This is a genomic window from Faecalibacterium prausnitzii, from assembly GCF_003287495.1.
In the GTDB taxonomy this organism is placed as follows: Bacteria; Bacillota; Clostridia; order Oscillospirales; family Ruminococcaceae; genus Faecalibacterium; species Faecalibacterium prausnitzii_I.
In genome coordinates, this window is the sequence record NZ_PRLE01000006.1 from 74,879 (window position 1) to 101,825 (window position 26,947).

Annotated in this window: 22 protein-coding genes, 3 tRNA genes and 1 other annotated feature; of the genes, 10 read left to right on the plus strand and 15 right to left on the minus strand. The window is 59.3% G+C overall.

What is annotated here, in order from left to right; all coding sequences use genetic code 11:
- Positions 1 to 159: 159 nt before the first annotated feature.
- Complete coding sequence (locus C4N22_RS10840; protein WP_112148983.1) at positions 160 to 1,104, minus strand: Ice-structuring protein; 945 nt, start codon at positions 1,102 to 1,104, stop codon at positions 160 to 162.
- A gap of 104 nt (positions 1,105 to 1,208) precedes the next feature.
- Positions 1,209 to 1,550 carry an arsenate reductase family protein gene (locus tag C4N22_RS10845; protein ID WP_112116342.1) on the minus strand — a complete coding sequence of 114 codons (342 nt, stop codon included), beginning with the start codon at positions 1,548 to 1,550 and terminating at the stop codon, positions 1,209 to 1,211.
- A 113-nt stretch (positions 1,551 to 1,663) separates the two neighbouring features.
- Here C4N22_RS10845 and C4N22_RS10850 point away from each other — a divergent pair, with 113 nt between their 5' ends.
- The 3 genes from C4N22_RS10850 to tsaD all read left to right on the plus strand — a co-directional run bounded on the left by C4N22_RS10850 (position 1,664) and on the right by tsaD (position 5,545).
- Positions 1,664 to 1,855 (plus strand): ferredoxin, encoded by a 192-nt coding sequence (locus C4N22_RS10850; RefSeq protein ID WP_022257450.1) that lies wholly within the window; start codon positions 1,664 to 1,666, stop codon positions 1,853 to 1,855.
- A 108-nt stretch (positions 1,856 to 1,963) separates the two neighbouring features.
- A complete protein-coding gene (polA, locus tag C4N22_RS10855; protein WP_112148984.1) occupies positions 1,964 to 4,531 on the plus strand; it encodes a DNA polymerase I in 2,568 nt (855 codons plus the stop codon).
- Positions 4,532 to 4,537: 6 nt separating this feature from the next.
- Positions 4,538 to 5,545: a tRNA (adenosine(37)-N6)-threonylcarbamoyltransferase complex transferase subunit TsaD gene (gene tsaD / locus C4N22_RS10860; protein WP_022257448.1), complete on the plus strand. Its 1,008-nt coding sequence runs from the start codon at positions 4,538 to 4,540 to the stop codon at positions 5,543 to 5,545.
- A 60-nt stretch (positions 5,546 to 5,605) separates the two neighbouring features.
- Here tsaD and C4N22_RS10865 read toward each other — a convergent pair whose 3' ends face one another.
- A complete protein-coding gene (locus C4N22_RS10865; protein WP_112148985.1) occupies positions 5,606 to 6,442 on the minus strand; it encodes a CPBP family intramembrane glutamic endopeptidase in 837 nt (278 codons plus the stop codon).
- A 178-nt stretch (positions 6,443 to 6,620) separates the two neighbouring features.
- Here C4N22_RS10865 and C4N22_RS10870 point away from each other — a divergent pair.
- From C4N22_RS10870 to C4N22_RS10880, 3 genes are all read left to right on the plus strand, one after another.
- Positions 6,621 to 6,694 (plus strand) — tRNA-Gln (locus C4N22_RS10870).
- A 28-nt stretch (positions 6,695 to 6,722) separates the two neighbouring features.
- Positions 6,723 to 6,795: transfer RNA gene (locus C4N22_RS10875), tRNA-Pro, on the plus strand.
- Positions 6,796 to 6,937: 142 nt separating this feature from the next.
- A complete protein-coding gene (locus C4N22_RS10880; protein ID WP_112148986.1) occupies positions 6,938 to 8,017 on the plus strand; it encodes a 6-phosphofructokinase in 1,080 nt (359 codons plus the stop codon).
- A gap of 154 nt (positions 8,018 to 8,171) precedes the next feature.
- On the opposite strand, the gene C4N22_RS10885 is transcribed toward C4N22_RS10880, so the two are convergent.
- Positions 8,172 to 9,122, minus strand: a complete 951-nt coding sequence (locus C4N22_RS10885) for an FKBP-type peptidylprolyl isomerase (protein WP_112148987.1) — start codon at positions 9,120 to 9,122, stop codon at positions 8,172 to 8,174.
- 12 nt (positions 9,123 to 9,134) lie between these two features.
- Positions 9,135 to 9,512 (minus strand): DUF3592 domain-containing protein, encoded by a 378-nt coding sequence (locus tag C4N22_RS10890; protein ID WP_022257444.1) that lies wholly within the window; start codon positions 9,510 to 9,512, stop codon positions 9,135 to 9,137.
- Positions 9,513 to 9,746: 234 nt separating this feature from the next.
- Between C4N22_RS10890 and C4N22_RS10895 the strand changes: the two genes are divergently transcribed.
- Positions 9,747 to 9,830: transfer RNA gene (locus C4N22_RS10895), tRNA-Leu, on the plus strand.
- Positions 9,831 to 10,388: 558 nt separating this feature from the next.
- On the opposite strand, the gene C4N22_RS10900 is transcribed toward C4N22_RS10895, so the two are convergent.
- Positions 10,389 to 11,690: an adenylosuccinate synthase gene (locus C4N22_RS10900; protein ID WP_112148988.1), complete on the minus strand. Its 1,302-nt coding sequence runs from the start codon at positions 11,688 to 11,690 to the stop codon at positions 10,389 to 10,391.
- Positions 11,691 to 11,850: 160 nt separating this feature from the next.
- Between C4N22_RS10900 and C4N22_RS10905 the strand changes: the two genes are divergently transcribed.
- Complete coding sequence (locus C4N22_RS10905; protein WP_112148989.1) at positions 11,851 to 12,750, plus strand: LysR family transcriptional regulator; 900 nt, start codon at positions 11,851 to 11,853, stop codon at positions 12,748 to 12,750.
- 73 nt (positions 12,751 to 12,823) lie between these two features.
- Here the strand turns inward: C4N22_RS10905 and ilvA are convergent, their stop codons facing one another.
- The 5 genes from ilvA to C4N22_RS10930 all read right to left on the minus strand — a co-directional run bounded on the left by ilvA (position 12,824) and on the right by C4N22_RS10930 (position 18,781).
- On the minus strand, positions 12,824 to 14,029 hold the full coding sequence (gene ilvA / locus C4N22_RS10910) for a threonine ammonia-lyase (protein WP_112148990.1): 1,206 nt from the start codon (positions 14,027 to 14,029) through the stop codon (positions 12,824 to 12,826).
- A gap of 171 nt (positions 14,030 to 14,200) precedes the next feature.
- Positions 14,201 to 15,274: a 3-isopropylmalate dehydrogenase gene (gene leuB / locus C4N22_RS10915; protein WP_112148991.1), complete on the minus strand. Its 1,074-nt coding sequence runs from the start codon at positions 15,272 to 15,274 to the stop codon at positions 14,201 to 14,203.
- Between the two features lie 51 nt (positions 15,275 to 15,325).
- On the minus strand, positions 15,326 to 15,811 hold the full coding sequence (leuD, locus tag C4N22_RS10920) for a 3-isopropylmalate dehydratase small subunit (protein WP_112116369.1): 486 nt from the start codon (positions 15,809 to 15,811) through the stop codon (positions 15,326 to 15,328).
- A 19-nt stretch (positions 15,812 to 15,830) separates the two neighbouring features.
- Positions 15,831 to 17,090 carry a 3-isopropylmalate dehydratase large subunit gene (gene leuC / locus C4N22_RS10925; protein WP_112148992.1) on the minus strand — a complete coding sequence of 420 codons (1,260 nt, stop codon included), beginning with the start codon at positions 17,088 to 17,090 and terminating at the stop codon, positions 15,831 to 15,833.
- A 38-nt stretch (positions 17,091 to 17,128) separates the two neighbouring features.
- Positions 17,129 to 18,781 (minus strand): 2-isopropylmalate synthase, encoded by a 1,653-nt coding sequence (locus C4N22_RS10930; RefSeq protein ID WP_112116373.1) that lies wholly within the window; start codon positions 18,779 to 18,781, stop codon positions 17,129 to 17,131.
- A 144-nt stretch (positions 18,782 to 18,925) separates the two neighbouring features.
- Positions 18,926 to 19,190, minus strand: a binding site (T-box leader).
- A 222-nt stretch (positions 19,191 to 19,412) separates the two neighbouring features.
- Here C4N22_RS10930 and ftsH point away from each other — a divergent pair.
- Positions 19,413 to 21,275, plus strand: a complete 1,863-nt coding sequence (ftsH, locus tag C4N22_RS10935; RefSeq protein ID WP_112148993.1) for an ATP-dependent zinc metalloprotease FtsH — start codon at positions 19,413 to 19,415, stop codon at positions 21,273 to 21,275.
- 150 nt (positions 21,276 to 21,425) lie between these two features.
- Positions 21,426 to 22,058 (plus strand): transcriptional regulator, IclR family protein, encoded by a 633-nt coding sequence (locus tag C4N22_RS10940; protein ID WP_112148994.1) that lies wholly within the window; start codon positions 21,426 to 21,428, stop codon positions 22,056 to 22,058.
- 163 nt (positions 22,059 to 22,221) lie between these two features.
- Here the strand turns inward: C4N22_RS10940 and C4N22_RS10945 are convergent, their stop codons facing one another.
- The 4 genes from C4N22_RS10945 to C4N22_RS10960 all read right to left on the minus strand — a co-directional run bounded on the left by C4N22_RS10945 (position 22,222) and on the right by C4N22_RS10960 (position 26,709).
- Positions 22,222 to 23,088, minus strand: a complete 867-nt coding sequence (locus C4N22_RS10945; RefSeq protein ID WP_112148995.1) for a carbohydrate ABC transporter permease — start codon at positions 23,086 to 23,088, stop codon at positions 22,222 to 22,224.
- Between the two features lie 2 nt (positions 23,089 to 23,090).
- Complete coding sequence (locus C4N22_RS10950; protein ID WP_112116382.1) at positions 23,091 to 24,065, minus strand: carbohydrate ABC transporter permease; 975 nt, start codon at positions 24,063 to 24,065, stop codon at positions 23,091 to 23,093.
- A 94-nt stretch (positions 24,066 to 24,159) separates the two neighbouring features.
- Positions 24,160 to 25,605 (minus strand): twin-arginine translocation signal domain-containing protein, encoded by a 1,446-nt coding sequence (locus C4N22_RS10955; RefSeq protein ID WP_112148996.1) that lies wholly within the window; start codon positions 25,603 to 25,605, stop codon positions 24,160 to 24,162.
- Positions 25,606 to 25,701: 96 nt separating this feature from the next.
- Positions 25,702 to 26,709, minus strand: coding sequence for a LacI family DNA-binding transcriptional regulator (locus tag C4N22_RS10960; RefSeq protein ID WP_022256397.1), 1,008 nt, complete (start codon positions 26,707 to 26,709; stop codon positions 25,702 to 25,704).
- Between the last annotated feature and the right edge of the window lie 238 nt (positions 26,710 to 26,947).

Sequence of the window (26,947 nt, forward strand, 5' to 3'; positions counted from 1 at the left end):
TTGTGTTGCTGTATTAAGCGTCTAATACAATAATACTCATTTTTCAAGCTGTGTCAAGAGCACAATACAATTTTAAGCAAAAATTTTAAGCAAAAATAAAGGCAGAAGCCTTTGGGGAAAGCTTCTGCCTGGATCAAACTCGATTCTTTTCCTTATGACTTACGCCGCCGCGCTGGCGCTGCCTGCATCTGCCTCAGCACTGTCCGCACCGGCCTCCCCGGAAGCCGCCTCGTTTCCCGAAGCAGCGTCTGCTTCCACACTCTGAGCGGCAGGCTCCTCCGCGGCGCTGGCGCTGTCGGCCACGGCGGACGCGGAATCCGCCGTGCTGGCCAGAATGGCGTCCTGCACTTCATGCTCCTCCATCTGCGCCGAGGCGCTGGCCGGGGAGCTCTCGGCGGAGGACTCCGGCTTCGTCTCGCTGTCGGTCAGGCCGGTGAGATACCAGCTGCCGCTCTGGCGGGTGAAGAGATAATCCATATACTTGGTGGGCGTGTCAGACGAGGCGTTCAGGATGCTGTCGTCCGCGCTCTGGGTGGGGATGTAGCCCACCGTGACGTGGAGCTTGCCGCCCTTTTTGAAGAGCTTTGTCACGGTGGCGCGGTAGCTGCCCACGCTGCCCGTGACCGGGATCTTGTAGCACTGGGTGGTCTCGTCGAACTCGATGGTCATGTCGTCCATCTCAAAGCTCTTGTGGGTCATCTTGAAGCTGGGGCCCACCAGCTTTGCCAGGTAGGCGTCCACATCCACCGAGGGGATCAGCAACTGCTCGGTATCCGGGTCGGTGTTGTAGTGGTCAAAATTGCCCTGGGTCTCCTGGATGTTATACACACAGCCCCAGACAGCCGCCTCCCGCAGGGTCAGGTCGTCGATATTTTCAATGCCGTCAAAGGGGAGCGGGTCAAACAGGACAAGGCCCTCCAGCTTATCTTCATATTCTTCTTTCTGGGCCGTATCGTCAAACAGCTTTGCCACGGCACGCACGCCGGAGCGCAGCACCGTCACCGCGCCGATCAGCACCAGTACCGCCACCAGCAGCCCAAGGGCCTGCCGGGCACGGCGGCGGTGCAGCCGGGCGTGCTCTTCCGGGGTCATATAATTTTTCATAGGGTATCGTCTCCAAGAATGTAAGTTTTCTGCACTCCACAGTATACCACAATCTGCCCGCAGGTGCAAAACCCGGGCCGTGGATTTTTTGTGAAAGCGCGTGGTTATTCCCAGGTCTTCCAGACATCGGGCTGGTAGCCCACGGTGGCCTTACGCCCGTCGCGCACAATGGGCGTGAGCAGCAGCTGCTGATTTTCAAACAGCTTATCCTCTTTCTGCCAGTCGATGAGAGCGTCCAGCAGCGCCAGCGTCTGCTTGTCTTTCGCGTTGGGGTTCACCATCTTTTCCCAGCCGCCCAGGGCCCGGGCCACATTGTCAAACTCGCCCCGGCTCATGCCTTTTTCTTTCAGGTCGATCATCTGGAACTTGATGCCCCGCTCCTTGAAGTACCGCTGGGCTTTTTTGGTATCAAAGCACTTGGTGGTGCCGAAGATCTGAATGTTCATGGTTTGTCCTCCTGTCGTCCGTAAAAGTTATTGTACCACACCGCGCACAAAAAGCCCAGCATATTTCCCTGCGAAACGGGGAAAATAAAGCCATCCAAAGGAGGATTGGTTTTATGAGAGCATTCGTAGACCCTGACCTGTGCATCGGCTGCACCCAGTGCGCGGGCATCTGCCCCGCCGTGTTCACGATGGAGGGCACACTGGCCGTGGCGCTGGTGGGCGAGATCCCCGGCGAGGAAGTGCCCGCCGCCGTGGATGCCGCCCAGGCCTGCCCCGTCAGCGCCATCCGCATGGAGGAGAGCTGAGTCTTCTCCCAAAATCACCGGGAAGCAATTGCCTCCCGGTGATTTTCTTTGGGCGGGTTTTGTGCTATACTATAAGGTGTGAAAATTTGGAATGGAGGATAAGAAACGATGCGTTTACTGGTCATTGACGGCAACAGCATTGCCAACCGTGCGTTTTTTGGCATCAAGCTGCTGACCACCAAGGACGGCCGCTATACCAACGCCATTTATGGCTTTTTGAATATCCTGCTCTCCCTGCTCAAGGAGTGCGACCCCGACGAGGTGGCCGTGGCGTTCGACCTGCGGGCCCCCACGTTCCGCCACAAGATGTATGACGGCTACAAGGCCACCCGCCACGGGATGCCCGAAGAGCTGGCCCAGCAGATGCCGGTGCTGAAAGAGCTTCTGGCCGACCTGGGCTACCGCGCCGTGACGGCCGAGGGCTGGGAGGCCGACGACATTCTGGGCACCCTGGCTGCTGCCTGCGACGCCCGCAAGGACGACTGCTACCTGGCCACCGGAGACCGCGACAGCCTGCAGCTGGTGAGCGAGAGCACCACCGTACTGCTGGCCGCCACCGCCATGGGCCGGAGCAAGACCATCCCCATGGATGTGGACGCCATCCACGAGAAATACGGCATTGAGCCCAAACAGCTCATCGAGGTGAAGAGCCTGATGGGCGACACCTCCGATAACATCCCCGGCGTGCGGGGCATCGGGGAAAAAACAGCCCTGAACCTGGTGCAGAAATTCGGCACGCTGGAAAATGTTTACGCCCACATCGACGACCCCGTCATCAAGCCCAAGCAGCGGGAGCATCTCTTGGAGTGCAAGGCAGATGCCGAGCTGAGCCATGTGTTGGGCACCATCCGCACCGACGCCCCCATTGAGACGGCTGAGGGTGCCTATAAAGTGGGCGAGGGCAACAAGGCCGAGGCCGTGCGGCTGCTGCAGGAGCTGGAGATCCACTCCCTCATCCCCCGGTTCGGGCTGGACAACGTGGCTCCGGCCACGGCCCCCGAGGAAGTGCCCACGGAAGAAGCCGAGATCGGCATTCTGCCCCTGACCCCCGCCGGGCATTATCTGGTGGCCGCCCGCCCCGCCGTGATGGGCAAACAGGGCGCCAAAAATGTCATCGTCCAGCCGGAGGCCTGGTACGCCGTGCAGGACAGGACCGTTTACCCCCTGAGCGACGACGAGCTGGTCCGCCTGCTGGATGACCCCGCCGTGACGCTGGACGTCTTCTACTCCGCCCCCCTCTACGCCAAGGCCATGGCGGCCGGTGGCTGGGGCAGCAGCATCGTCTGGGACGGCAAGCTGGCCGCCTATCTGCTGGACGCCTCGGCCTCCAAGTATCAGATCTCGGAGCTGGCCGTGAGCTACCGCGCCAAGGCAGCGTTCACCTGCGAGGAGTGGCCGGATGCCGGATCCCTGGCGGATCTGTTTGCCAGGATGAAAGCCGAGATCACGGCCTGCGGCGAGGACGACCTGTACCATGACATCGAGTTCCCGCTGGCCCAGGTGCTGGCCGATATGACCCGCACCGGCATTCTGGTGGACAAAGGCGGCATTGAGGAGTTTGGCGTCCGGATGCGCACCGAGCTGGCCCAGGTGCTGGGCCGCATCCAGATGGAGACCGGCAGCACCAGTTTCAACCCCAACAGCCCAAAGCAGCTGGGCGAGATGCTCTTTGATACCCTGGGCCTGCCCCACGGCAAAAAGACCCAGCGTGGCTGGTCCACGGACGCCGAGACGCTGGAAGCACTGCGGGATTACCCGCTGGTGGAAGACATTTTACAATACCGTGCCTACCAGAAGCTGAACTCCACCTATGTGGAGGGTCTGCTGAAAGTCATCGGCGAGGATGGCCGCATCCACACCCGGTTCAACCAGACCGAGGCCCGCACCGGCCGCCTCTCCTCCGATAACCCCAACCTGCAGAACATCCCCATCCGCACCGAGCTGGGCAGCCAGCTGCGGGCCTACTTTATTGCAAAGCCGGGCTGCGTGCTGGTGGACGCCGATTACAGCCAGATCGAGCTGCGTATCCTGGCCCATGTCACCGGCGACGAGCACATGCAGAACGCGTTCCGCAGCGGGGAGGATATCCACCGCAGCACCGCCGCCAAAATTTACGGCATCCCCCAGAGCGAGGTAACGCCCCGGCTGCGCTCCTCCGCCAAGGCCATCAACTTTGGCATCATGTACGGCAAGGGGGCCTACAGCCTTTCCAAGGACATCGGTGTCTCGGTGAAAGAGGCTGACGCGTTCCTCAAAAACTATCTGGCCGCGTTTCCCAAAGTGGACGGCTACATGGAAAAGACCATTGCCGACGCCAAGGACTGCGGCTATGTTTCCACCCTGTTCGGCCGCCGCCGCGCCCTGCCGGAGCTGAGCAGCTCCAACCGGAACATCCGGGCCAGCGGCGAGCGGATGGCCCGCAACACCCCCATCCAGGGCACCGCTGCCGACGTCATCAAGCTGGCCATGGTGCGGGTCTGGCGGCGGCTGCGGGACGAAAAAATGGAGAGCCGCCTCATCCTGACCGTCCACGATGAGCTCATCGTGGAAGCGCCGGAGGCCGAGGCGGCCAAGGCAGCCTCCATCCTGCGGGAAGAGATGGAGGGCTGTGTACACTATGCTGTGCCCCTGAGCACCGAGGTGCATGAGGGCAAAAACTGGCTGGAGGCCCATTAAACTGTTATGATCGTATTAGGAATCGAATCCACCTGCGACGAGACCGCCGCATCCCTCGTGGAGGACGGGCGGCATCTGCTGAGCAACGTCATCTCCACCAGTGTGAAAGAACAGGCGCTCTACGGCGGCGTTGTGCCCGAGATCGCCAGCCGCCGCCACTGCGAGTTCATCAGCGCCACCGTCAAAAAGGCCCTGCTGGACGCCGGTAAGACCATCGACGACGTGGACGCTGTGGCCGTCACCTTTGCACCCGGCCTCATCGGCGCGGTGCTGGTGGGCGTCAACTTTGCCAAGGGGCTGGCCTACTCGGCGGGCAAACCGCTGGTGCCCGTGCATCACCTGCGGGGGCACATTGCAGCCCTTTACCTCACCCACCCGGAGCTCAAGCCGCCGTTCCTCTGCCTCGTGGCCTCCGGCGGCCACAGCCACATTGTGGAAGTGCTGGACTACACCCACTACCACATTCTGGGCCACACTGTGGACGACGCGGCCGGCGAAGCCTTTGACAAGGTGGCCCGGACGCTGGGCCTGCCCTACCCCGGCGGCCCCAGCGTGGCCAACGCCGCCAAGACCGGCAACCCCAAAGCCTACCGCCTGCCCGTGCCCCATGTGGAGGGCAAATACAACGTGAGCTTCTCCGGCCTCAAAACCGCCGTGCTGAACGAAGTGAATCAGGCCCAGATGAAAGGCACGGAGGTCCATGTGCCCGACCTGGCCGCCAGCTTTCAGGAGCGCATTGCAGGCATTCTGGCCGAAAAGCTGCTGCTGGCCGCGGCCGACACCGGAGCCAAGCAGGTCTGTCTGGCGGGCGGCGTGGCTGCCAACGGACGGCTGCGCCAGCTGGTGAACGATGGGGCCCAGAAGCTGGGTGCTAAGGTCTACCTGCCGGAGCTCAAGTTCTGCGGGGACAACGGTGCCATGATCGCCGCTCAAGGATATTACCAGTACATGGCCGGGCACACCGCCGGGCTGGAGCTCAACGGCCTGCCCACCCTGCCCATTGATTACGAATAAGACGAATAAGCAGATACGCAAAAACGAGGAGCCGCAAGGCTCCTCGTTTTTTATGCTCTGTTACTGGATGTCTTTGCCAAAGTAGAGGCCCACTTCTCCGATCTTCTTTTTGCGGAGGAGGAAGAAAGTGGGGATGAGATAGACCAGCACGGAAAGCAGCATGGTGGAATCGTAGCTGCTCACGGCAGTGGACATATTCTCGGTGCCATACAGGCCGCCCGCCAGCAGAGAGGCGGCGTCCTGCGCTCCATGCAGGAAAACCAGCACCCACAGGTTGCCCGTGCGGAAGTAGATGGCCGCAAACAGCACGCCCAGCGAGCCCGCAAACACGCACTGCATCAGCACGCCAAAGGGAGCGCTGGACAGGATGTTGGTCAGGTGCGCCCCGCCGAAAAAAAGCCCGGACAGCAGGCAGGCTTTCCAGATGCCCGCACGGCTGGTGCCAAAGTGCTCCAGCAGGGTCTGGGCGATGACGCCCCGGAAGAGAAATTCCTCCGCCACGCCCACCGTGAACATCCCGATGAAATACCACGCGATCTGCCAGCCGGTGCGCAGGGGCCGGTCGGTCGGCATCCCGAACAGCAGCTTGCCGTAGAGGGTGTAGCAGATCATGGCAAAGGGGAACATGCCCACCAGGATGCCATTGAAAAAGCCGCTGCCCCGGCGGCGGAGCAGCCCCAGATTGTCGGTCTTCTTTAAAAAGAACACGGCCACCAGCGCTCCCAGCAGCTCCTGAATGGCGCTGAGGAAATAATCGTCCACCCGGGTCAAGTCCACTCCCAGTAGGGCCAGCAGCAGGACCAGCAGCACCGGCACCACCATCAGCACGGCAAGGAACACCACTTCCGTCAGCAGGCAGTACCCCACCGGGTGCGCCCTGCGCAAGCGTTTCAACATCAGCAAAACCTCCCGTTCATTCGTGGCTCTATTCTAACATACTTTTCCATCCGGCGCAAATTTCCACACCCGGAAAACGGGCTGCGAAAAAATCCGAAAAAATGGTTGACAACCACCGGGCAATATAGTATAATATCCCTTGTCAGCGGCGGACACCGCTCCTGACAAAACCGAATATTGGGGATTTGCATAGTGGTAGTGCGGTAGACTCTGACTCTACTTGTGGGAGTTCGATTCTCTCATCCCCAACCAAACCGCAGTCAATTGGCTGCGGTATTTTCGGGGCATAGCGCAGTTGGTAGCGCGCCTCGTTCGGGACGAGGAGGCCGTGGGTTCAAATCCCGCTGCTCCGACTGAAAAAACACGTTGATTCTTCGTGAGTCAACGTGTTTTTTGTTTTCCTCTATTGACACCCGCCTCATTGGGGAATATTCTTATAGTAGCATTTGTGCCCCGCCCGCGCGGGTAAAATTGAGGAAACGAGGGATTTGCAGAATGAAAAAACGTGTTGGTATCCTGACCTCCGGCGGCGACTGCCCGGGCCTGAACGCCACCATCCGCGGCGTTGCCAAGGCGCTGTATGCCCGCATGGGCGAAAATGTCCAGATCGTGGGCATTCTCAACGGCTATCACGGCCTCATCACCGGGGAATACAAGGAGATGACTCAGGACGATTTCCGGGGCATCCTGACGCTGGGCGGCACCATTCTGGGCACCAAGCGCACCCCCTTTAAGATGATGCGGGTGGTGGAAGACGACAACATTGATAAAGTGGCCGCCATGAAGCGTACCTATAAGGAAGCCGGCCTCGACTGCCTGCTCTGCCTGGGCGGTAACGGCACCCACAAAACGGCCAATCTCCTCTCCCAGGAGGGGCTCAACATCATCGGCCTGCCCAAAACCATCGACAACGACATCTACGGCACCGACGTAACGTTCGGCTTCCACACCGCTGTGGACATCGCCACCGACGTCATCGACCGCATCCACACCACGGCAGGCAGCCACAGCCGCGTGATGTGCATTGAGATCATGGGCAACAAGGCAGGCTGGCTGACCCTCTACTCCGGCATTGCAGGCGGTGCGGACATCATCCTCATCCCCGAGAAACCCTACGACATCGACCGGGTCTGCGACGCCGTGGAGCGCCGGGCAAAGCGGGGCTCCAACTTCTCCATCCTGGCCGTGGCCGAGGGCGCTTACAATTGCGAGGAAGCCAAGATGAAGCGGAAAGAGTGGATGGCAAAGCGGCTGGCAGCCGGGACCGGCACCACCGCCACCAACCGCATCGCCGCCGCCATTGAGAAAAAGACCGGCATGGAGACCCGTGTCTGCATCCCGGGCCACATGCAGCGCGGCGGCAGCCCCAGCGCCTATGACCGTGTGTTGGCCACCGAGTTTGGCAGTTATGCCGCCAAGCTGGTGGAGATCGAGCGGTACGGCGTGACCGTGGCCATGCTCAACGGCCATGTCACCGAGAACCGTCTTGCCGATATTGCCGGCAAGACCCGCAACGTGCCCGATAACTGCGAGCTGCTCACCGTGGCCCGCCGCATGGGCATCAGCATGGGCTGAACGCCTCTCCCCTGCTGTCATTTTTTCTGATACGGAAGCCCCCGCCGGAAAACAAACTCCGGCGGGGGCTTTTTGCGTGCAAAACGGGCAGGGCAGGCGTTCCGCTGTTCGGACGGCTCATTTTGCTCTTTTGTAGATCGAAACGCATCCGTGCTCAGCGAGGCAGCTCCTCCACCACCGGTTCTGCCGGGGGCGGCGTCAGGGTGGAGTGCTCCACCACAAACTTTGCCGCCCGGTTGGCGGCCATGCCCTGCCGCAGCTTCCGGGCGTCGTTGGCGGGGAACGTCTTCTCCCCCTGCTTTTTCACGTCCCAAGCGGCCAGCGCAGTGGCCACCTCGGCCTCGGTGGGCCAGAGGTGTTCTTTCCCTGCTACCAGCAGCAGGCCCAGCCGGCTGCGGAGCTTCCGCTCGGCGTCTGCATGGAGCTGCTGGCGGAACTCCTCCACGGTCTGGCCCTGCACTTTTAAGTATTGGTCAAAATTGATGTTGTTGGCCTGCATCCGCAGGTTGAACTGCCGCTGCTCGGCAAAGTAGTTGCCGGCCACCAATTGCTTGGGCAGCGGGCCCTTGACCTCATTGCCCAGTTGGGCCACCAGCTCCCGCTCGGCCAGCATTTTGCCCTGCTCACAGCGCTTGGCGTACAGCTCCCGGGTCACCCGCTCCCGCAGGGCCTGCTTGCCTGCGGCATCGGCGGCACGATCCTCATCGCCATGGAAACGGTTGATCTCCAATTCAATGGTCAGCTCCCGCAGAGGCCGGGGCTGGATGGGCTGCACAAAGCCGGTGTACCGGCCCAGCTCCAGCGGCGGCACGCAGAAGAACTGCGCCCCGGCCCGGAATCCCTCGGCCCGGTTGACGGCCAGCAGTTCAAAGTCCGGGTCCGTGACCGGGAGGAGCTTGTGGTTTTCCACCAGTTCCGCGTACAACGGGGAAAATCCCGTTAAAATGGCCCGGTTGACGGCCGCCGCCATCAAATCTTCCTCGTCGGCGGGCGGGTTCTCCCCCGCCTGCTCGGCCGCAATGGCCTCTTCCAGCTCCTGAGCCGATGCCGTAAACACCACCCGGCAGTCGCCGGGCTCGGCCATTCCAAAGTGTTCCAGTTTCATGGTGTATCCTCCTTACAGCCGCGCAAAGCCAGCCATCAGCACCAGCAGCACCACGCCCAGCACGGCGTACAGCACCTCGGCCCCCAGCACGGCCTTGTCGCCCTCGACATACATCTTTTCCAGATCGTCGGGATCATAATATAAGGTAACGGTCTCGCCCTCGGCAAAGCCCTTGCCTTTGGCGGCTTTGGGGTAATGCAGCCGGTGGCTGCCGCCTGCCGTCTCAAACTCCAGCACATAGGCCGCGCCGTGCCGGCTCTGGGCCAGCCCCGCCACCCGGGCGGAAACTTTCTGCCCTTTGGTGCAGAGTTTATGCCGCTGGGCCCGGCTGCGCAGCGCCATGTAGAACATGAGCACCGCACCCAGAATAAAGATGATGAAGTTGAACATTCCGGATTCCCTCGTTCTTTGTTTTTTGGCCCGCCGGAGCCTGCGCTCACACGGGCAGCCTCTATTGTACCATACTTTGCGCAAAATTTCGCCCCGAAAGTGCCCTCCGACGTGCAAAAATTTCGCCCGGAAATTTTGTCAGAAAAAATCGAAAAGAATGCTTGACATTTCCGGAATCCATGGTATAATTATCAACGTTCCGAGCCGAACGGCTCACGGACAAAAACAAAATAAGCGGATATGGCGGAATTGGCAGACGCGTTAGATTCAGGTTCTAATCGGGGCAACTCGGTGGAGGTTCAAGTCCTCTTATCCGCACTTGAAAAACTCAGCACAATGTGCTGAGTTTTTCTTTTTGTGCGGATAAGAGGACTTGAACAGCACGGCCACGCCGCAGGCGGGGCAACCAACAGCCCAGTGGGCTGTTGGTTAGTGCGCGGTTCCTAGAGATTTAGGAATGTCTAACAAGAGGACTACCGTGAAGTGCGGATAAGAGGACTTGAAAGGGCGACGGTGCGCAGCACCGGAACCAAAGCCCCAGTGGAGCTTTGGTTAGCCCGTGGTTGGTGGAGTCCAGGAACGTCTACCGGGAGGACTGCCGTGAAGTGCGGATAAGAGGACTTGCAGCGGAGCTGACCGCCGCCAGTGGCGGAAACAGGGAAGCGAGGCTGGGGCCACGCTCCGATTTTTCAAAGCCCGCTCTAGGGCTGTAGAAAAATCGGCAAGCGCAACCCGGGACAGCACGGCCACGCCGCAGGCGGCTTAAGGAGCTATTTTGCAACTGCCCCTTTTCTTTATGAACCAAAAAGCGCGGGAGCTCCTTTCTGGAGACTCCCGCGTTTTTCGGTTCCTGTGCTCTGCGTGAAGCTTTTGGCTTTACAGCCACTCGCCTTTCAGCACGAATTTTTCGCGCTCGGCACCCGTGGAGACGAACTGGATCTCGTGGCCCAGCTCTTTTTCCAAAAACTCCACATAGGCCTTTGCTTCCTTGGGCAGCTCCTCCCAGCTCTGGCAGCCGGAGATGTCCTGGTTCCAGCCGGGCAGCATGGTGACAACAGGCTCCACACAGTCCAGGTCGGACAGGGTATCGAAGCGGGGGACTTCTACCCCGTCCAGCTTGTAGCCGGTGATGACCGGGATCTCTTTCATGCTGCTCAGCACGTCCAGCTTGGTAAGGGCGATCTTATCCGCGCCCTGGCAGGCCAGACCATAGCGGCTGGCCACACAGTCAAAGGGGCCCACCCGGCGGGGACGGCCGGTAGCGGCACCATACTCTCCGCCAGCCTTGCGCAGCTGTTCGTTCCAGTCTTCCCCCATGGCGTTCTCAGCCGCAAAGGGGCCTGCGCCCACGCAGGTGGAGTAGGCTTTCAGCACGCCCACCACATGGTCCAGCTTGCAGTTGGGGATGCCTGCCCCCAGCGGCGCGTAAGCCGCCAGCGTGTTGGAGCTGGATGTGAACGGGAAGATGCCGTAATCAATATCCCGCATGGCGCCCAGCTGGGCCTCCAGCACGATCCGCTTGCCGCTGTCGTGGGCCTGCTGTAAAAACGCGCCCACATCGCAGATGTAGGGGGCAAACTTTGCGGCCTGCTCCTCACACCAGTGGAACAGCGCGTCGTAGGACATTTTTTCCTGATGATAGCAGCCTGCCAGCTCCATGTTCTTGGAGTCCAGGATCATGTGCAGGCGGTTCTGGGTGCGCTCCTCGTCCAGGTGGAGCAGGTCGCCCAAACGCAGGGTCTTTTTGCGGTATTTGTCGCTGTACGCATAGGCAATGCCCCGCCGGGTAGAACCAAAGGCCGTGCCATTCTTGGCCAGACGGTCTTCCTCCAGCCCATCCTGTACTTTGTGCCAGGGCATGGAGATGGTGGCCTTATCCGAAAGTTTGAGGTTCTTGGGGCTGATCTCCACACCCCGCTCCTCGATCGCGGCCATTTCACCCGCCAGATGGTCCAGGTCTACCACCATGCCGGTGCCCAGCACACAGGTCACCTCCGGGTGGAGGATGCCCGAGGGCAGCAGGTTCAGGATGAACTTGCCTTTCTCGGTGACAACGGTATGTCCGGCGTTATTGCCGCCCTGATAGCGGGCGACGATATCAGCGTTTTCAGCCAGCAGGTCGATGACGCGGCCCTTGCCCTCATCGCCCCAGTTGATGCCAGTAACTGCGGTAAGCATACGATGCTTCGCTCTCCTTTTTATCTGTTTCCGGCACAGGGTCGGAATTTCAGCTTGATTTTTGGGTGCGGTATGATTATACTAGCAGGCAGAGAATGTGTAAAACGTATCTTGTACATAGCTGCAATGCAATTTGCGTATAGCAGAGGAGGGGTTCCCCATGTATGTGGATTGGGAATACTACAAAATCTTTTACTATGTAGCAAAATATCAGAATTTCACCAAGGCGGCCCGTGTGCTGGGCAACAACCAGCCCAACATCACCCACTCCATGAACCGGCTGGAAAGTCAGCTCAACTGCGTGCTCTTCATCCGCTCCAACCGGGGCGTCACCCTGACGCCAGAGGGGGAGCTGCTCTACTCCCGTATTGCCTCGGCGGCAGTGCAGATCCAGGACGCGGAGGAAGAGCTGAGTGCCAGTGCCACCCTGGAGCATGGGGCCATCAGCATCAGCGCCACGGAAACGGCCCTGAACATCTATCTCTCTGAAAAGCTGCGGGCGTTCCACACCGAGTACCCCGGCATCCGGCTGCGCATCTCAAACCACTCCACCCCGCAGGCCGTGCAGGCCGTGAAAAACGGTGAGGTGGATTTTGCGGTCATTTCGACCCCGGCGGAGATCGAGTCCGGCTTGAAAATGGTGGAGCTGAAACCGTTTTACGAGGTGCTGGTGGGCGGCAAGACGTTCACCGCATTGGCAAGCCAGAACCTGACTTTGAAAGAATTGGCCAATTATCCCCTCATCTCCCTGAGTGACGAGAGCATGACCCGGAGCTTTTACCGGCAGTTCTTCCTGGAGCATGACGCGTTGCTGAAGCCCGACACCGAGGCCGCCACCACCGACCAGATGCTCACGCTGGTCAAAAGCGAGCTGGGCCTCGCCTTTGTGCCGGAACCCATGGCCAAAGATCCGTTGGAACGCGGCGAGATCGTCCAGCTGCATCTGCAGGAGATCATCCCCACCCGTTCCATCTGCCTCGTCTACGACCATCACCGCCCGCTGAATACGGCGGCCCGGAAGTTCCAGCAACTGCTGACGGCTTCCGACCATAAATGCTGAAAACAGCCTGGCTCCCTGCTGTGATACAGGGAGCCAGGCTGTTTTGATCCTTTTTCCTTTTTTGGTTTTGTCGTTATACTCGCTCGGCCACCAGCTGGAATCCTTCTTTGGTGAGCTCCGTACGAATCTGCTCGATCTGTGCGTGGTCACGCGTCTCAAGAGCCAGCTTGAGGAAGCAGCTGGAGATGGGCATGTTAGGGTCGGAACCGTCGTGGAGGACGGACACCACGTTGCTGCCGCAGCGGGAAACGATGGCGGCCACCTTTTCCAGCTGGCCAGGCTTGTCCTCCAGGGCGATGGTCAGGTTGGCCTTGCGGCCACTCATGACCAGACCACGGGTGATGACACGGTTGAGGATGTTCACGTCAATGTTGCCGCCCGAGATGAGGCAGACCACCTTTTTGCCCTCAATGGGCAGCTTGTGGAACAGGGCAGCAGCCACCGGCACCGCGCCGGCACCCTCGGCCACCAGCTTCTGGTTTTCCATCAGGGAGAGGATGGCAGCAGCGGTCTCGTCCTCGGTCACCGTGACGATATCGTCCACATACTCCTCGCAGATCTGGTAAGTCAGCTCGCCGGGAGTCTTGACCTGAATGCCGTCTGCAAAGGTGGAGGCTGCATTCAGGGTCTGATACTTGTGCTCGTGCAGGGAGCGGTACATGCCGGGGGCACCCTCGGCCTGCACGCCGTAGACCTTGACGTCCGGTTTGAGGCTCTTGATGGCAAAAGCCACGCCCGAGATCAGGCCGCCTCCGCCCACCGGGACAATGACAGCGTCCACATCCGGCAGCTGGTCGAGGATCTCCAGGCCAATGGTGCCCTGGCCCGCAATGACCAGCTCATCGTCATAGGGGTGGATAAAGGTCATGCCCGTCTCCGCCTGCAGCTCCACAGCCTTGTCGTGGGCGTCGTCATAGGTGCCGGGCACGAGGCAGACCTCAGCGCCCAGATTCTTGGTGTTTTCCACTTTCATGATGGGGGCACCATCCGGCATACAGACAATGCTCTTGATGCCGCGGCGGGTGGCTGCCAGCGCCACGCCCTGGGCGTGGTTGCCCGCCGAGCAGGCAATCACGCCTTTTTCGCCCTCTTCCTTGGAGAGCTGGCTGATTTTATAGTAGGCACCGCGCACCTTGAAGCTGCCCGTAGCCTGCAGGTTTTCGGTTTTGAGGTAGAGCTGGCAGTCTTTCGACAGCTTGGGTGCCTCGATGAGGTCGGTCTTGCGTGCAACGTCCTTCAGAACAAAGGCGGCGTGGTAGATCTTATCCAGAGTCAGCATGACAACTACTTCCTATCCTGTTTTTGTAAATTTTCGTGTGACAGGAAATAGTATAGAATACCAAAATTGTTTTGTCAAATGAAGATATTTCACAGTTTGACGCGGCAACAGGAAAAGAGTCAACACCGCCGGGGGGCCCCGATGATGCTGACTCTTTTCTGCTTTCCCTTTTTAAATTTCTGCAAGAATGGCGTCGCCCATGGCGGTGCAGCCCAGGCAGGTGCAGCCATCGCTCATGTTGTCGGCGGTGCGCAGGCCCTTGTCCAACACCTTGCTAACGGCGTTCTCAATGGCCTCGGCCTCTTCGGCCATGCCAAAGGAGTAGCGCAGCATCATAGCGGCAGACAGGATGCAGGCGGTTGGGTTGACGATATCCTTTCCCGCGATGTCCGGGGCAGAACCGTGAATGGGCTCATACAGGCCGCGGGTACCCTCGCCCAGAGAGGAGGAGGGGATCATTCCGATGGAGCCGGTGATCATGGAAGCCTCATCCGAAAGGATGTCGCCGAACATGTTCTCGGTGACGATGACGTCAAACTGAGCCGGGTTCTTAACGATCTGCATGGCGCAGTTGTCCACGAACATCTCGCTGTACTCCACTTCCGGGTACTCCGCCTGCAGGCGGTGCATGACAGAGCGCCAGAGGCGGCTGGTGTCCAGTACATTGGCCTTATCCACGCAGCAAAGCTTCTTATTGCGCTTTTGGGCCGTCTCAAAGCCGATGCGGCCGATCCGCTCGATCTCGTGCTCGGAGTAGGGCATCGAATCGACGGCCTGCTTCTCGCCATTTGCCAGCGTCTCGGTCTTGTGCTCGCCGAAGTACACGCCGCCGATCAGCTCCCGGACGATGATGAAATCAATGCCCTGTGCCACGATCTCGGGCTTGAGGGGGCTGGCGGGAGCCAGCTGGGGCCAGATCTTGGCGGGGCGGAGGTTGGAGTAGAGGCCCATGCCGGCACGGAGGCGGAGCAGGCCTTTCTCGGGGCGCTGATCGCCGGGCATCCCCTCCCACTTGGGGCCGCCCACCGCACCCAGCAGGACGCTGTCGGCGGCCAGGCACTTGTCCAGCTCGTGCCGGGGCAGCGGGTCGCCGTACTTGTCAATGGCCTCGCCGCCCATGGCAGCGTCGGTATAGTGGAATGTATGGCCATACTTTTCGGCCACCTGATCGAGAACGCGGAGGGTCTGCTTCACGATCTCCGGGCTGGAGCAGTCGCCCCAGATGACGGCAATATTTTTCTCCATTCGTCTGTTACCTCTTTCATAGGTTCTACTTCGTGCAACCTCGAAGCACCTTTACTTCTTCGTCAGCGACTTCATCAGGCCGCCATCGGCGATGATCTTCTGGATGAACGGCGGGAACGGCTCGGCCTGGAAGACCTTGCCGGTGGTCACATCGGTGATGACACCGGTGTCAAAATCCACGGTCACATTGTCCCCTGCATGGATGGCGTCCACGGCCTCCGGGCACTCCATGATGGGCAGGCCGATGTTGATGCTGTTGCGGTAGAAGATGCGGGCAAAGCTCTTGGCGATGACGACGGAAATACCCGCCGTCTTGATGGCCAGCGGGGCATGCTCGCGGGAGGAGCCGCAGCCAAAGTTCCAGCCGCCGACCATGATGTCGCCGTCTTTCACGTTGTGGATGAACTCTTTGTCGATGTCCTCCATGCAGTGGGTGGCCAGCTCCTGGGCATTGGGGGTGTTCAGGTAGCGGGCAGGGATGATGACGTCCGTATCGACGTTATCGGGGTATTTGAAAACAGAACCGTTTGCATTCATGGCAGTTACTCTCCTTTCGTCAGACCGTGCGGGGGTCGGTGATGCAGCCCGTCAGAGCGCTGGCAGCAGCGGTGGCGGGAGAGGCCAGGTAGACCTCGCTCTTCACATGGCCCATGCGGCCCACGAAGTTGCGGTTGGTGGTGGAAACGCAGCGCTCACCCTCGGCCAGGATGCCCATGTAACCGCCCAGGCAGGGGCCGCAGGTGGGGGTGGACACGATGCAGCCTGCATCAATGAACGCCGTGGTCCAGCCGCGGAGGATGCACTCTTTGTAAACATCCATGGTGGCGGGGATGATGATGCCGCGCACACCTTTGGCAATGTGCTTGCCCTTGAGGATGTTATAAGCGGCCTCCATATCCTCCAGACGGCCATTGGTGCAGCTGCCGATGACCACCTGATCGATCTTGATGTCCTTGCCCTCGCTGGCAACGTGGGTATTCTCGGGCAGGTGGGGGTAGCTGACAGTAGGCTCCAGCGTGTCGAGGTCGATCTCAATGGTCTTCTCGTACTCGGCATCGGGGTCTGCCTCATAGAAGACCGGCTCCCGCTGGCTGCGTCCCTTGAGGTAAGCCTTGGTCACCTCGTCCACGGGGAAGATGCCGTTCTTGGCACCGGCCTCAATGGCCATGTTGCAGATGCTCAGGCGGTCGTCCATGGTCAGGGCGGCCACACCCGGGCCGGTGAACTCCATGGACTGATACAGGGCACCGTCCACACCGATCATGCCGATGATGTGGAGGATGAGGTCCTTGCCGCAGACGCGGGGACCGAACTTGCCCTTGAGGACGAACTTGATGGCGGAGGGCACCTTGAACCATGCCATGCCGGTGGCCATACCGGCGGCCATATCGGTGGAGCCCACACCGGTGGAGAACGCACCCAGTGCACCGTAGGTGCAGGTGTGGCTGTCGGCGCCGATGACGCAGTCACCCGCCGTCACGATGCCTTTTTCGGGCAGGAGGGCGTGCTCCACGCCCATCTGGCCCACATCGTAGAAATTGAGGATATCGTACTGATTGGCAAACTCGCGGCATTGCTTGGACTGCTGCGCGCTCTTGATGTCCTTGTTGGGGACAAAGTGATCCAGCACGATGGCGATGTGCTCTTTGTCGAACACGCTGTGGAACCCGGCCTTTTCAAACTCGTTGACAGCAACGGGAGTGGTGATATCATTGCCCAGCACGATGTCGAGCTTGGCGTTGATGAGCTGGCCTGCCTTGACCTCGGCAAGACCTGCGTGAGCGGCCAGAATTTTCTGCGTCAGGGTCATTCCCATGATACTCTCTCCTTTTATCTTTAGGGTCTATCGTTCACTTACTTGCTGTTGATGGCACTGACCAGTGCCTTGATGCCCGCCACGATAATGTCGGTATCGGTGCCAGCGCCCCAGGTGACGGTGTTGTCGCCCCACATCAGGCCGACATAGGAAGCAGCGCGGGAGGTAGAGCCCTCATCCAGGCTGTGCTCGGAGTAGGTCTCCAGATGGAAGTCCATGCCGGTGGCGCTCTGGATGGCGTTTGCCACGGCGTCCAGACGGCCATTGCCCACCGAGGTGATGACCTTGCGCTGGCCGTTGAGGTCCAGCGTGACGGTGGCGGTAATGCCGTTGACCTGTGCGAAGTGGGCTTCCACCACAGACAGCGGCTTGACCCGGTTGAGGTAGTTCTCCTCGAAGATGTGGAGCACCTCGCCTGCACTCAGCTCCTTGTGGCTGTGGTCGGACACGCTCTTGACCTTGTAGCCCAGAGCCTCGCGCATCTTGGGGGGCAGGTTGTAGCCGTAGTTCTGCTCCAGCACAAAGCCGATGCCGCCCTTGCCGCTCTGGCTGTTGATCCGGATGACGTCGGCGTCATAGGTACGGCCGATATCGTGGGGGTCGATGGGGATATAGGGGCAGGTCCAGCGGTGCTCGCCGCGCTCTTTGCGGTAAGCCATGCCCTTGGCGATGGCGTCCTGGTGGCTGCCGGAAAACGCCGCAAACACCAGCTGACCGGCGTAGGGGGTTCGCTCATAAATATGCATCCGGGTCATGCGCTCATAAGTGTCGCAGATCTCCGGCATGTTGGAGAAGTCCAGCTTGGGGTCCACACCATGGCTGTACAGGTTCATGGCCAGGGTCACGGCATCCACGTTGCCGGTGCGCTCGCCATTGCCGAACAGGCAGCACTCCACGCGCTGGGCACCTGCCAGCACCGCCAGCTCGGCGCAGGCCACGCCGGTACCGCGGTCATTGTGGGGGTGGGTGGAGATGATGACGCTGTCGCGGTGAGAGAGGTGTTTATCGCAATACTCGATCTGATTTGCGTAAACATGGGGCATGCTCATCTCAACGGTGACGGGCAGGTTGATGATCATGGGGCGGTCGGGCGTGGGCTCCATGATGTCCAGCACGGCGTTGCAGACCTCCACAGCGTAATCCACCTCGGTGCCGGTGAAGCTCTCAGGGCTGTACTCGAAGAGGAAGTTGCCCTCGTACTCCTGGCTGAGCTGCTTGACCAGCTTGGCACCGTCGGTGGCGATCTTCTTGATCTCCTCCTTGCTCTTGTGGAACACCTGCTCCCGCTGCGCCACGGAGGTGGAATTATAGAAGTGGATAACGGCCCGGGGGGCACCCTTGACAGCCTCAAAGGTCTTGCGGATGATGTGGTCGCGGCACTGGGTCAGCACCTGCACCGTGACATCCTCGGGGATCATGTTCTTCTCGATCAGGGTCCGCAGGAACTCATACTCGGTATCGCTGGCAGCGGGGAAGCCGACTTCGATCTCTTTAAAACCGATCTTGACCAGCATCTGGAAGAACTCCAGCTTTTCCTCCAGGCTCATGGGCACGATCAACGCCTGGTTGCCGTCGCGCAGGTCCACGCTGCACCAGGCCGGTGCCTTTTCAATGTGGTCTTTCTTGACCCAGCTGTCATATCCGGCAGGGACCGGGTAATAACCCGGTGCGTACTTGGTAGCGTCCATCATGTTTTTGTCCTCCTGATCTTTTTGACACACTCTTTTTATTTCCAACAAAACCTCTCCGTCCGCGCTCTGGCACGTCCAGCTCCCCGATCAGGGGAGCCAACGAGAGGAAACGAAAAGGCTCCCGCCTCTCAAAGGACGAAGCCCTTGAGAGACGAGAGCCTGTAAATTCTGTTACAGGGCACCCGTGGTACCACTCTCTTTGCCGTGTTGCACAACACAGCCACTCGACACGATCGGCTTTTTGGGGCGAATCGCTGCCCGCGTAACGGTGGGCATCCGTCAGGGCCTACTGTCTGCTTCAGCCCTGCCGCTCAGGGGCCAGTAACCGAGACCCTCCGCACTGCCTTGCACCGCCCGGCAGCTCTCTGCACGCAGAAGAAAATCGTTTTTTCCCCGTCAACGCATTTGCGCTTGATTCAAAGTGAGCTTAGTTTAACATCCTTTCCGGGGTCTGTCAAGCAGTTTGCTTCATAGCCAAGATGAAACAAATTCACAAATCATGCGGCACAATTTTGCAGAATTGATTTATGAAGTTTCTGCTAAGTTTTTGGAAACATGCCCTCAAACCCCTGTCACCTTGATTGGGGCTGTGCTATGATATTTACAGATCCAAACCGAGGGAGGAATCAAGATGAAAGAAGTCAAGACACCCAAAAAGCCATTGGCCATCTACTACGCCATCGTGCTGGTGATCCTGCTGGTCCTCAACTTTGTCGTCGTGCCGTGGGCAAGTGAGCGGCAGATCAAAGAAGTGGACTACGGCACTTTCATGTCCATGACAGAAGAGAAAAACATCGGCCGGGTGGACATTGAATCCAACCAGATCTTATTTACCGATAAAGAGAACACGCAGGTGTATAAGACCGGCCTTATGAGTGACCCCAACCTGACCGAGCGCCTGTACGACGCCGGGGCCCAGTTCTCCAGCGAGATCGTGGAGCAGGCCTCTCCCCTGCTGAGCTTCCTCGCCAGCTTCGTGCTGCCCATCGTCATCTTTGTGGCACTGGGCAACTACATGAACAAAAAGCTGATGGATAAGGCGGGCGGCGGCCCGGGCTCCATGATGTTTGGCGGCATGGGCAAATCCAACGCCAAGGTCTACGTCCAATCCACCCACGGCATCCGCTTTGCCGATGTGGCGGGCGAGGACGAAGCCAAGGAGAACCTGCAGGAGATCGTGGATTACCTGCACGACCCCAGCAAGTATAAGGAGATCGGCGCTTCCATGCCCAAGGGCATCCTGCTGGTGGGCCCTCCGGGCACCGGCAAGACCATGCTGGCCAAGGCTGTGGCCGGCGAATCCAACGTGCCGTTCTTCTCCATGTCCGGCTCCGAGTTCGTGGAAATGTTCGTGGGCATGGGCGCTTCCAAAGTCCGTGACCTGTTCAAGCAGGCCAAGGAGAAAGCCCCCTGCATCGTCTTCATTGATGAGATCGACGCCATTGGCCAGAAGCGCAACAGCGGCCAGTACGGCGGCAACGACGAGCGGGAGCAGACCCTGAACCAGCTGCTGACCGAGATGGATGGCTTTGAGAACAACAACGGCGTCATCATTCTGGCCGCCACCAACCGCCCGGAGTCGCTGGACCCGGCCCTCACCCGCCCCGGCCGCTTTGACCGCCGGGTGCCCGTGGAGCTGCCCGACCTCAAGGGCCGCGAGGAGATCCTGAAAGTCCACGCCAAAAAGATCGCACTGGCCCCGGGCGTGGATTTCAACACTGTGGCCCGGATGGCCTCCGGCGCTTCCGGCGCGGAGCTGGCCAACATCGTCAACGAAGCTGCCCTGCGGGCGGTCCGCGCGGGCCGCAAGAGCGTGACCGAGGCCGACCTGGAAGAGAGCATCGAGGTGGTCATTGCCGGCTATCAGAAGAAGAATTCCATCCTCACCGACCACGAAAAGTGCATCGTGGCTTACCACGAGATCGGCCATGCCCTGGTGGCAGCCCTGCAGAACCACTCCGCCCCGGTGCAGAAGATCACCATTATCCCCCGCACCTCGGGTGCGCTGGGCTACACCATGCAGGTGGATGAGGGCAACCATTATCTCATGAGCAAAGAGGAGCTGGAAAACAAGATCGCCACCCTCACCGGCGGCCGCGCTGCCGAGGAAGTGGTCTTCGGTTCCGTCACCACCGGTGCTTCCAACGATATCGAGCAGGCCACCAAGCTGGCCCGTGCCATGATCACCCGCTACGGCATGAGCAAGGACTTTGACATGGTAGCTCTGGAGACCGTTACCAATCAGTATCTGGGCGGCGATTCCTCGCTGGCCTGCTCGGCCCAGACCCAGCGGGAGATCGACCAGAAAGTGGTGGAGCTGGTCAAGGCAGAACACGCCAAGGCGATCCAGATTCTGACCGACAACCGAGCCAAGCTGGATGAGCTGGCAAAGTACCTCTACGAAAAAGAGACCATCACCGGCGAGGAGTTCATGAACATCCTCAACCGGGAGGACGAATCCGCTGCTCCCGCCGAAGAAAAAATAAAAGAATAATTTTCCGCAATAATCTCACCGCCTGATTCGTATTCAGTACAGACGGGGCGATTTTGGGATGCCTTTGCAGCACCAAAAAGCGCAGTCCCCCAACTCCGCTTTCAACGCCCCACTCACTGCTACTTGAAACAAAAACAGGAGGAAATTCCTATGAGACTGCTGAACAAGAAGTTTGCCCGCAAGACCGCTGCCGCCGCCCTGGTGCTGGCCACCGCCGCCACCCTGGCTACCGGTGCTTTCGCAGCTGAGGACGATGGTGTCGTCGCCGGTTACATGCCCCCGCAGGAAGTCATGGTACAGGACGATATTGCCCTCCACAGCGCGGATGTCGCTGTGGGCGAGGTGGACCCCAACTACGGCGGCTATGCTGCCCCGGAGGGCAACCCCATTCAGGGCAACATCATGCTGATCTCTGCCGGTGACCTGGACACTCCCCTGCCCTCGGACACGCAGGTGGAAAAGGCGCAGGCCCACTACACCGTCAAGGGCCTGCTGGGCAAGCAGGTGCTCTACACCGCCCGGCAGGAGGGCAGTGTGCTGACGCTGGACTTTCCCGAGAATGTGGCCACGTTCCGCGCCACCATCCTGGACATGCAGACCCTGATGAACAATGGTGTGAGCACCGTGGTGCTGCAGACCAACAAGACCTCCACCACCCTCAACCTGACCCTGCTGTGCGATGGCTACAGCGCCAATGACAAGGTGGTGCTCCGCCACATCGGTTCCCGCGCCTGTCTCACCGTCAAGGGCCGCAGCCGCCGCGACCTCCTCATCGGCCGCTGAGTCCATTTGATTTTGTATTAAGAGAGAGAACCCCCTCCGCAGGTTTGCCCTGTGGAGGGGGTTCTTTGTCGTGATGATATCAGGAGAACCAAAGGATCTGGTTTTCCCCTCTTGCGGTGCCAAAAATTGTTCCCTGTTTCGGCCACTGGCCGCGGTCACAATTTTAGCCTTTCACTCCTCCCAAAGCCACACCGCGGACGATGAACTTGGAGAGCAGCAGGTAGACGATGATGACGGGCAGGATGGCGATGGCCACCATCATATACACCTTGCCCATATCAAACTTGAGGAAATCAGCACTGCGGAGCTGTGCAATGAGGATGGGCAGGGTCTTTTTATCGGCGCTGTCCAGCACCAGAGCGGGGATGAAGTAGTTGTTCCAGCTGGCCACGAACGAGAAGATGGCCTGCACTGCCAGAGCGGGCTTCATGATGGGGAGCACGATCTTGTTAAACGTGTAGAACTCGCCCGCGCCGTCCATGCGGGCGGCTTCCACGATCTCCATGGGGAGGCTGGCGTCCAGATACTGCTTCATGAAGAAGAAGACTGCCGGGGCCGCAATGCTGGGCACGATCAGCGGAATGAAGCTGTTCTTCAACCCCATCTTGGTGATGAGCTGGAGGAAGCCCAGCGCCGACACCTGCGTCGGCATGGTCATGATGAGCAGGATGATGGCGAACGCCGCTTTCTTGAATTTGAAGTTGTAGGCGTAGATGCCGTAGGCCGTCAGAGCCGAAAAGTAGACGCTGAAAGCCGCCGAGCAGGCCGAAACGATGAGGCTGTTGCGAATACCCGTCAACACCGGGATGTTGGCATCGGCCAGCACGTTTTTAAAGTTCGTCACCAACGATTTGCCCGGCAGCAGGGAGAAGCCTTTCTGGATCTCGAAGTGGGTACGGGTGGAGTTGATGACCAGAATGTAGAAGAAGAACAGGCACAGGAAGCTGAAGAAGACTAATACCAGGTAGCACCACGCGCGGCGTGCCGCAAGGGTGGCTTTTTCGGATTCATTCCGTGGAGTGTGTGCCATATTCACTTTCCTCCTTTCGCTGCCTTTTGGGCTTGCTTGAGCTGTTTGCGCTGGGCTTTGGTCAGACCGTCATCCTCCTTGGTGAGGGAGAAATAGACCACCACGCAGAGCACCGCGCAGACGAGGAACAGCACCACCGAGACGGCACCGGCCATGCCATAGTTCTTGCTGAACAGATGGTTGTTCAGGTACATGATCATGGTGGTGGAAGTGCGGTCCGGGCCGCCCTTGCCGTTGGTCAGGATCTGCGGCACGTCAAACATCTGCAGACCGCCGATCATCGAGGTGATCATCACATACACGAGGATGGGCCGGATGAGGGGAATCGTGATCTTCCAGAACATCTGGTTCGGGGTGCAGCCATCCAGCTCGGCTGCCTCATACAGGGTGGGGTCCACACCCATGATGGCGGCCATCAGCATGATGGTGGTGTTGCCGAACCACATCAGGAAGTTCATCAGGCCGATGAGCGCCCGGTTGCCCCAGACCGTGTTCAGGAAACTGATGGGCTCCGAGATGGTGCCCATGCTCATCAGCACCGCGTTGACCGGGCCGTTGTCTGAGAACAGCGCGAAGAACAGCATGGCGAATGCCGAAGCCATGATCAGGTTGGGCATGTAGATGACCGTCTTGAAGAACGTCTGGCCTTTCAGCTTGAGGCGCAGGTCGGTGAACCAGGCTGCCAGCAGCAGCGAAACGGCGATCTGCGGGATAAAGCCGATGATCCACAGCAGGATGGTGTTGCCAAAGTACTTGGGAAGATCGGTGGTAAACAGGGTGATGTAGTTTTTCAGGCCCACAAAGCTGGGGCCGATGATCTTCAGGCCGCTGCGGTAATACTCAAAAAAGCTGTAATAAATGGTGGAGCCCAGGGGGATCAGCTGAAAGACCGCGAAGATGATGAAAAACGGTGCAATGAAGATGTAGCCCCACTTCGCGTAGCTGATCGACCCTTTCTTTTTTGTTTTTTCTCCCATGAGACTGCCCTCCTGACGATGGTTACAGGCAAAAAGGGGCGGGCGCTCTGCCCGCCCCCTCGATTCAGTTTTGCCTGCCGAAGTCGTGCGTTGGTTATGCCGGCCAGACCACATCGGTCAACTCGGGGTACTTCTCCTTGATGGCGGTCTCAAAGTTTGCCTTTGCGGTGTCCTCATCCACGTTGCCGGTGAAGTAATCCTTGAATGCATTCTGGAAGCTCTCGTTCAGGCCCTGGTCATACGGGCCGGCGTTGGACATATCGATCTTCTTGGCTGCCTCAGCAAACAGGGCAATATGGTTCTGGCCGCCCAGGAACGCGGAGCTGTAATCGCTGGCCGCGATCTCTTCCATGGCCTTTTCGTTGTTGGTGTAGTCCTGGGTATCCATGGTGATCTGCTTCATGATGGCTTCGTCGCAGGTCAGCTTCTGCATGACGTCCTTGATGGTCTCAATGTTATCGCTGCCGGCCGCGCCGCAGATCCAGGTGCCGCCCCAGTAGTAGGGCTGAGGGCCTTCGCACACAGCGTAATCGCCGTAGATGCCGTTGCCCACTTCTTCCTTGCCGCCCTCGGCCACAGGGGTCTCCAGAGAGTTGCCCAGCAGGGTGAAGTTGATGCCCCAGGTGGAGTAGAAGAAGCCGAAGACCTTACCGGTGGGGCCCTGGTCGGCTGCCCACTGGCTGTCCCACAGGCTGGACTTGTTGTTGTAGCCCTTATCGGTGTACTCCTTGGTCTGGTCCACCCACTTCATGATGTTGGGGTCTACCTTGACGGTGGTGCCGTCCACCCAGGGAGCTGCCACGTTGTTGGAGAACGTACGGTAAGCATCGTCAAAACCGGAGAGCATCTTGTAGCCCTTGGCAGCAGCCTGTGCGGCCACATCGTTGAACTTATCCCAGTCGGACAGGTAGGTCTGCACTTCGGTGGGGTCATCGGTGCCCAGCACATCCTTGGCAATGCTGCGGCGGTATGCAAACAAGCCCGGGGTCGCCTGCCAGGTGGTGCCGCGCTGGCTGCCATCGACGGTGACGATGTCCTTGGTGTACTGGTACTGGCCGGCCAGGTCAGAGTCGGTCAGGCCGATGTCTGCCTTGACGTCCAGAACATAATCGGAATCCACATACTTCAGGGCGTAGTCAGCCTCGATCAGGAAGATGTCGATCTTATCGTCATCGGCAGCGGAATCCTGGCTCAGCAGGGCCTCATCCAGCTTGTTCTGGTAGTTGTTGTTCTCGTTGGCGTTGATGGTCCACTTGACGACGGTGCCGTCGTTCAGGGTGGTGGTGGACTTATCGGCCGCGATCTCCTTGACCTCGGGGTAATAATCGTTGAAACGGCTCTGGAACTCATCGTTCCAGCACCAGATGTTCAGGACCTTGCCGCCGGCGGCAGGAGCCTCGGAAGCAGCCGCGGAAGAAGCGGGAGCAGCACTGGAAGCGGGAGCCGTGCTGGAAGAAGAACCGCCACATGCAGTCAGGGCAGCCGAAATGGTAACAGCGCCGGAAGCGAGCAGGAAATTACGACGAGAGATCTTTTTCATAAGAGTAAACCTCCTTCAACGGTTTCTTATGGTTTGGATTCCATTTTCTGAGATTTTTTCAAAGCTTCGGAACGCCCAAAGCTTACAGGGACAACGTTAAATGTGTTTGACGGAGCGGCCTGTCAGCAGTTTGCCGGTCACCAGCACCTGTTCCGCCAGGGTGATGCGGGGATGCTCGACCATCTGGATCAGCTTGTCGGCTGCCGTCCGGCCCAGCATGGTGGTGTCCTGCTGGTAGGTCACCAGCTCGGGCTTGACCACCCGCGAGAGGTAGATGCCATCGTAGCCCATCACCGAGATATCGTCCGGGATGCTCAGCCCCGCCTCCGCAATGGCGTTGTAGCCGCCCAGCGCGGAGAAATCATCGGGGAAGAGGATGCAGGTGGGCCGCTGCGGAAGCGACAGCAGGAATTTTGTCTCCTCCGCACAGCGGTCCGCGTCGTGGTAAACGCCCTCCCGCACATAAGCATCCGGGATCTCGAGCCCCAGCTCGGCGCAGGTCTTGTAAAAACCGGCCAGGCGGTTCTCGGTCACGGCGGTCCGTTCGCCGTGGATGAACGCGATCCTCCGGTGGCCATTGGCGTAAGCGCAGCGCACCAGTGCCTGTAAACCGTTTACGTTATCGGAAAGGATCGCCATCCGGTTGTTGAACACATGATCGATGGTGACCACAGGGACATCGCTGTTGACCAGCTCCACCACCTGGGGGTCGTAGAAGTCCACACAGGCGATCACCACGCCGTCCACACCGCGGTAATGGCAGTGCTCCAGGTAGGTCATCGTTTTGCCGCCCAGGTTGCGGTTGATAAAAGTGATATCGTAGCCCAGCCGCTCCACCCGGACTTTGAAACTGTCCAGCACGGCGGAGAAATATTCGTGGCCCAGGCCGCTCTGGCGTTCGTCCACAAACAGAACGCCGAGGTTATAAGTACGGTTGGTCTTCATGGAGCGGGCCGCCATGTTGGGCACATAGCCCAGCCGCTCGGCTGCTTCACGGACGCGGGCCCGGGTGGCATCGGAGATATCGTGCTGGCCGTTGAGCGCCTTGCTCACGGTGGCGACCGAGACTCCGCACTCCCGTGCCAGATCTTTCAGGGATGACATTTGGGTCGTCCTCCTCCCGAGGAACTTTTTCAAGGTTCGGCTTTGCAGGAAGCCTAAATCGTTTTCGTAACCTCATAATAGCGCAATTCAGCCTAAAAATCAAGAATCAAAGCAAAACTTTTAGTATCATTTACCTCTTTTCAGCAGTTTGCGTGATTTACAGCTCTCGGAATTGTGCATCCCGTTCCATTTTCGGTCAGTTTCGTTCATTTCCGAACATTTTTTCGTTCTTGTTTTC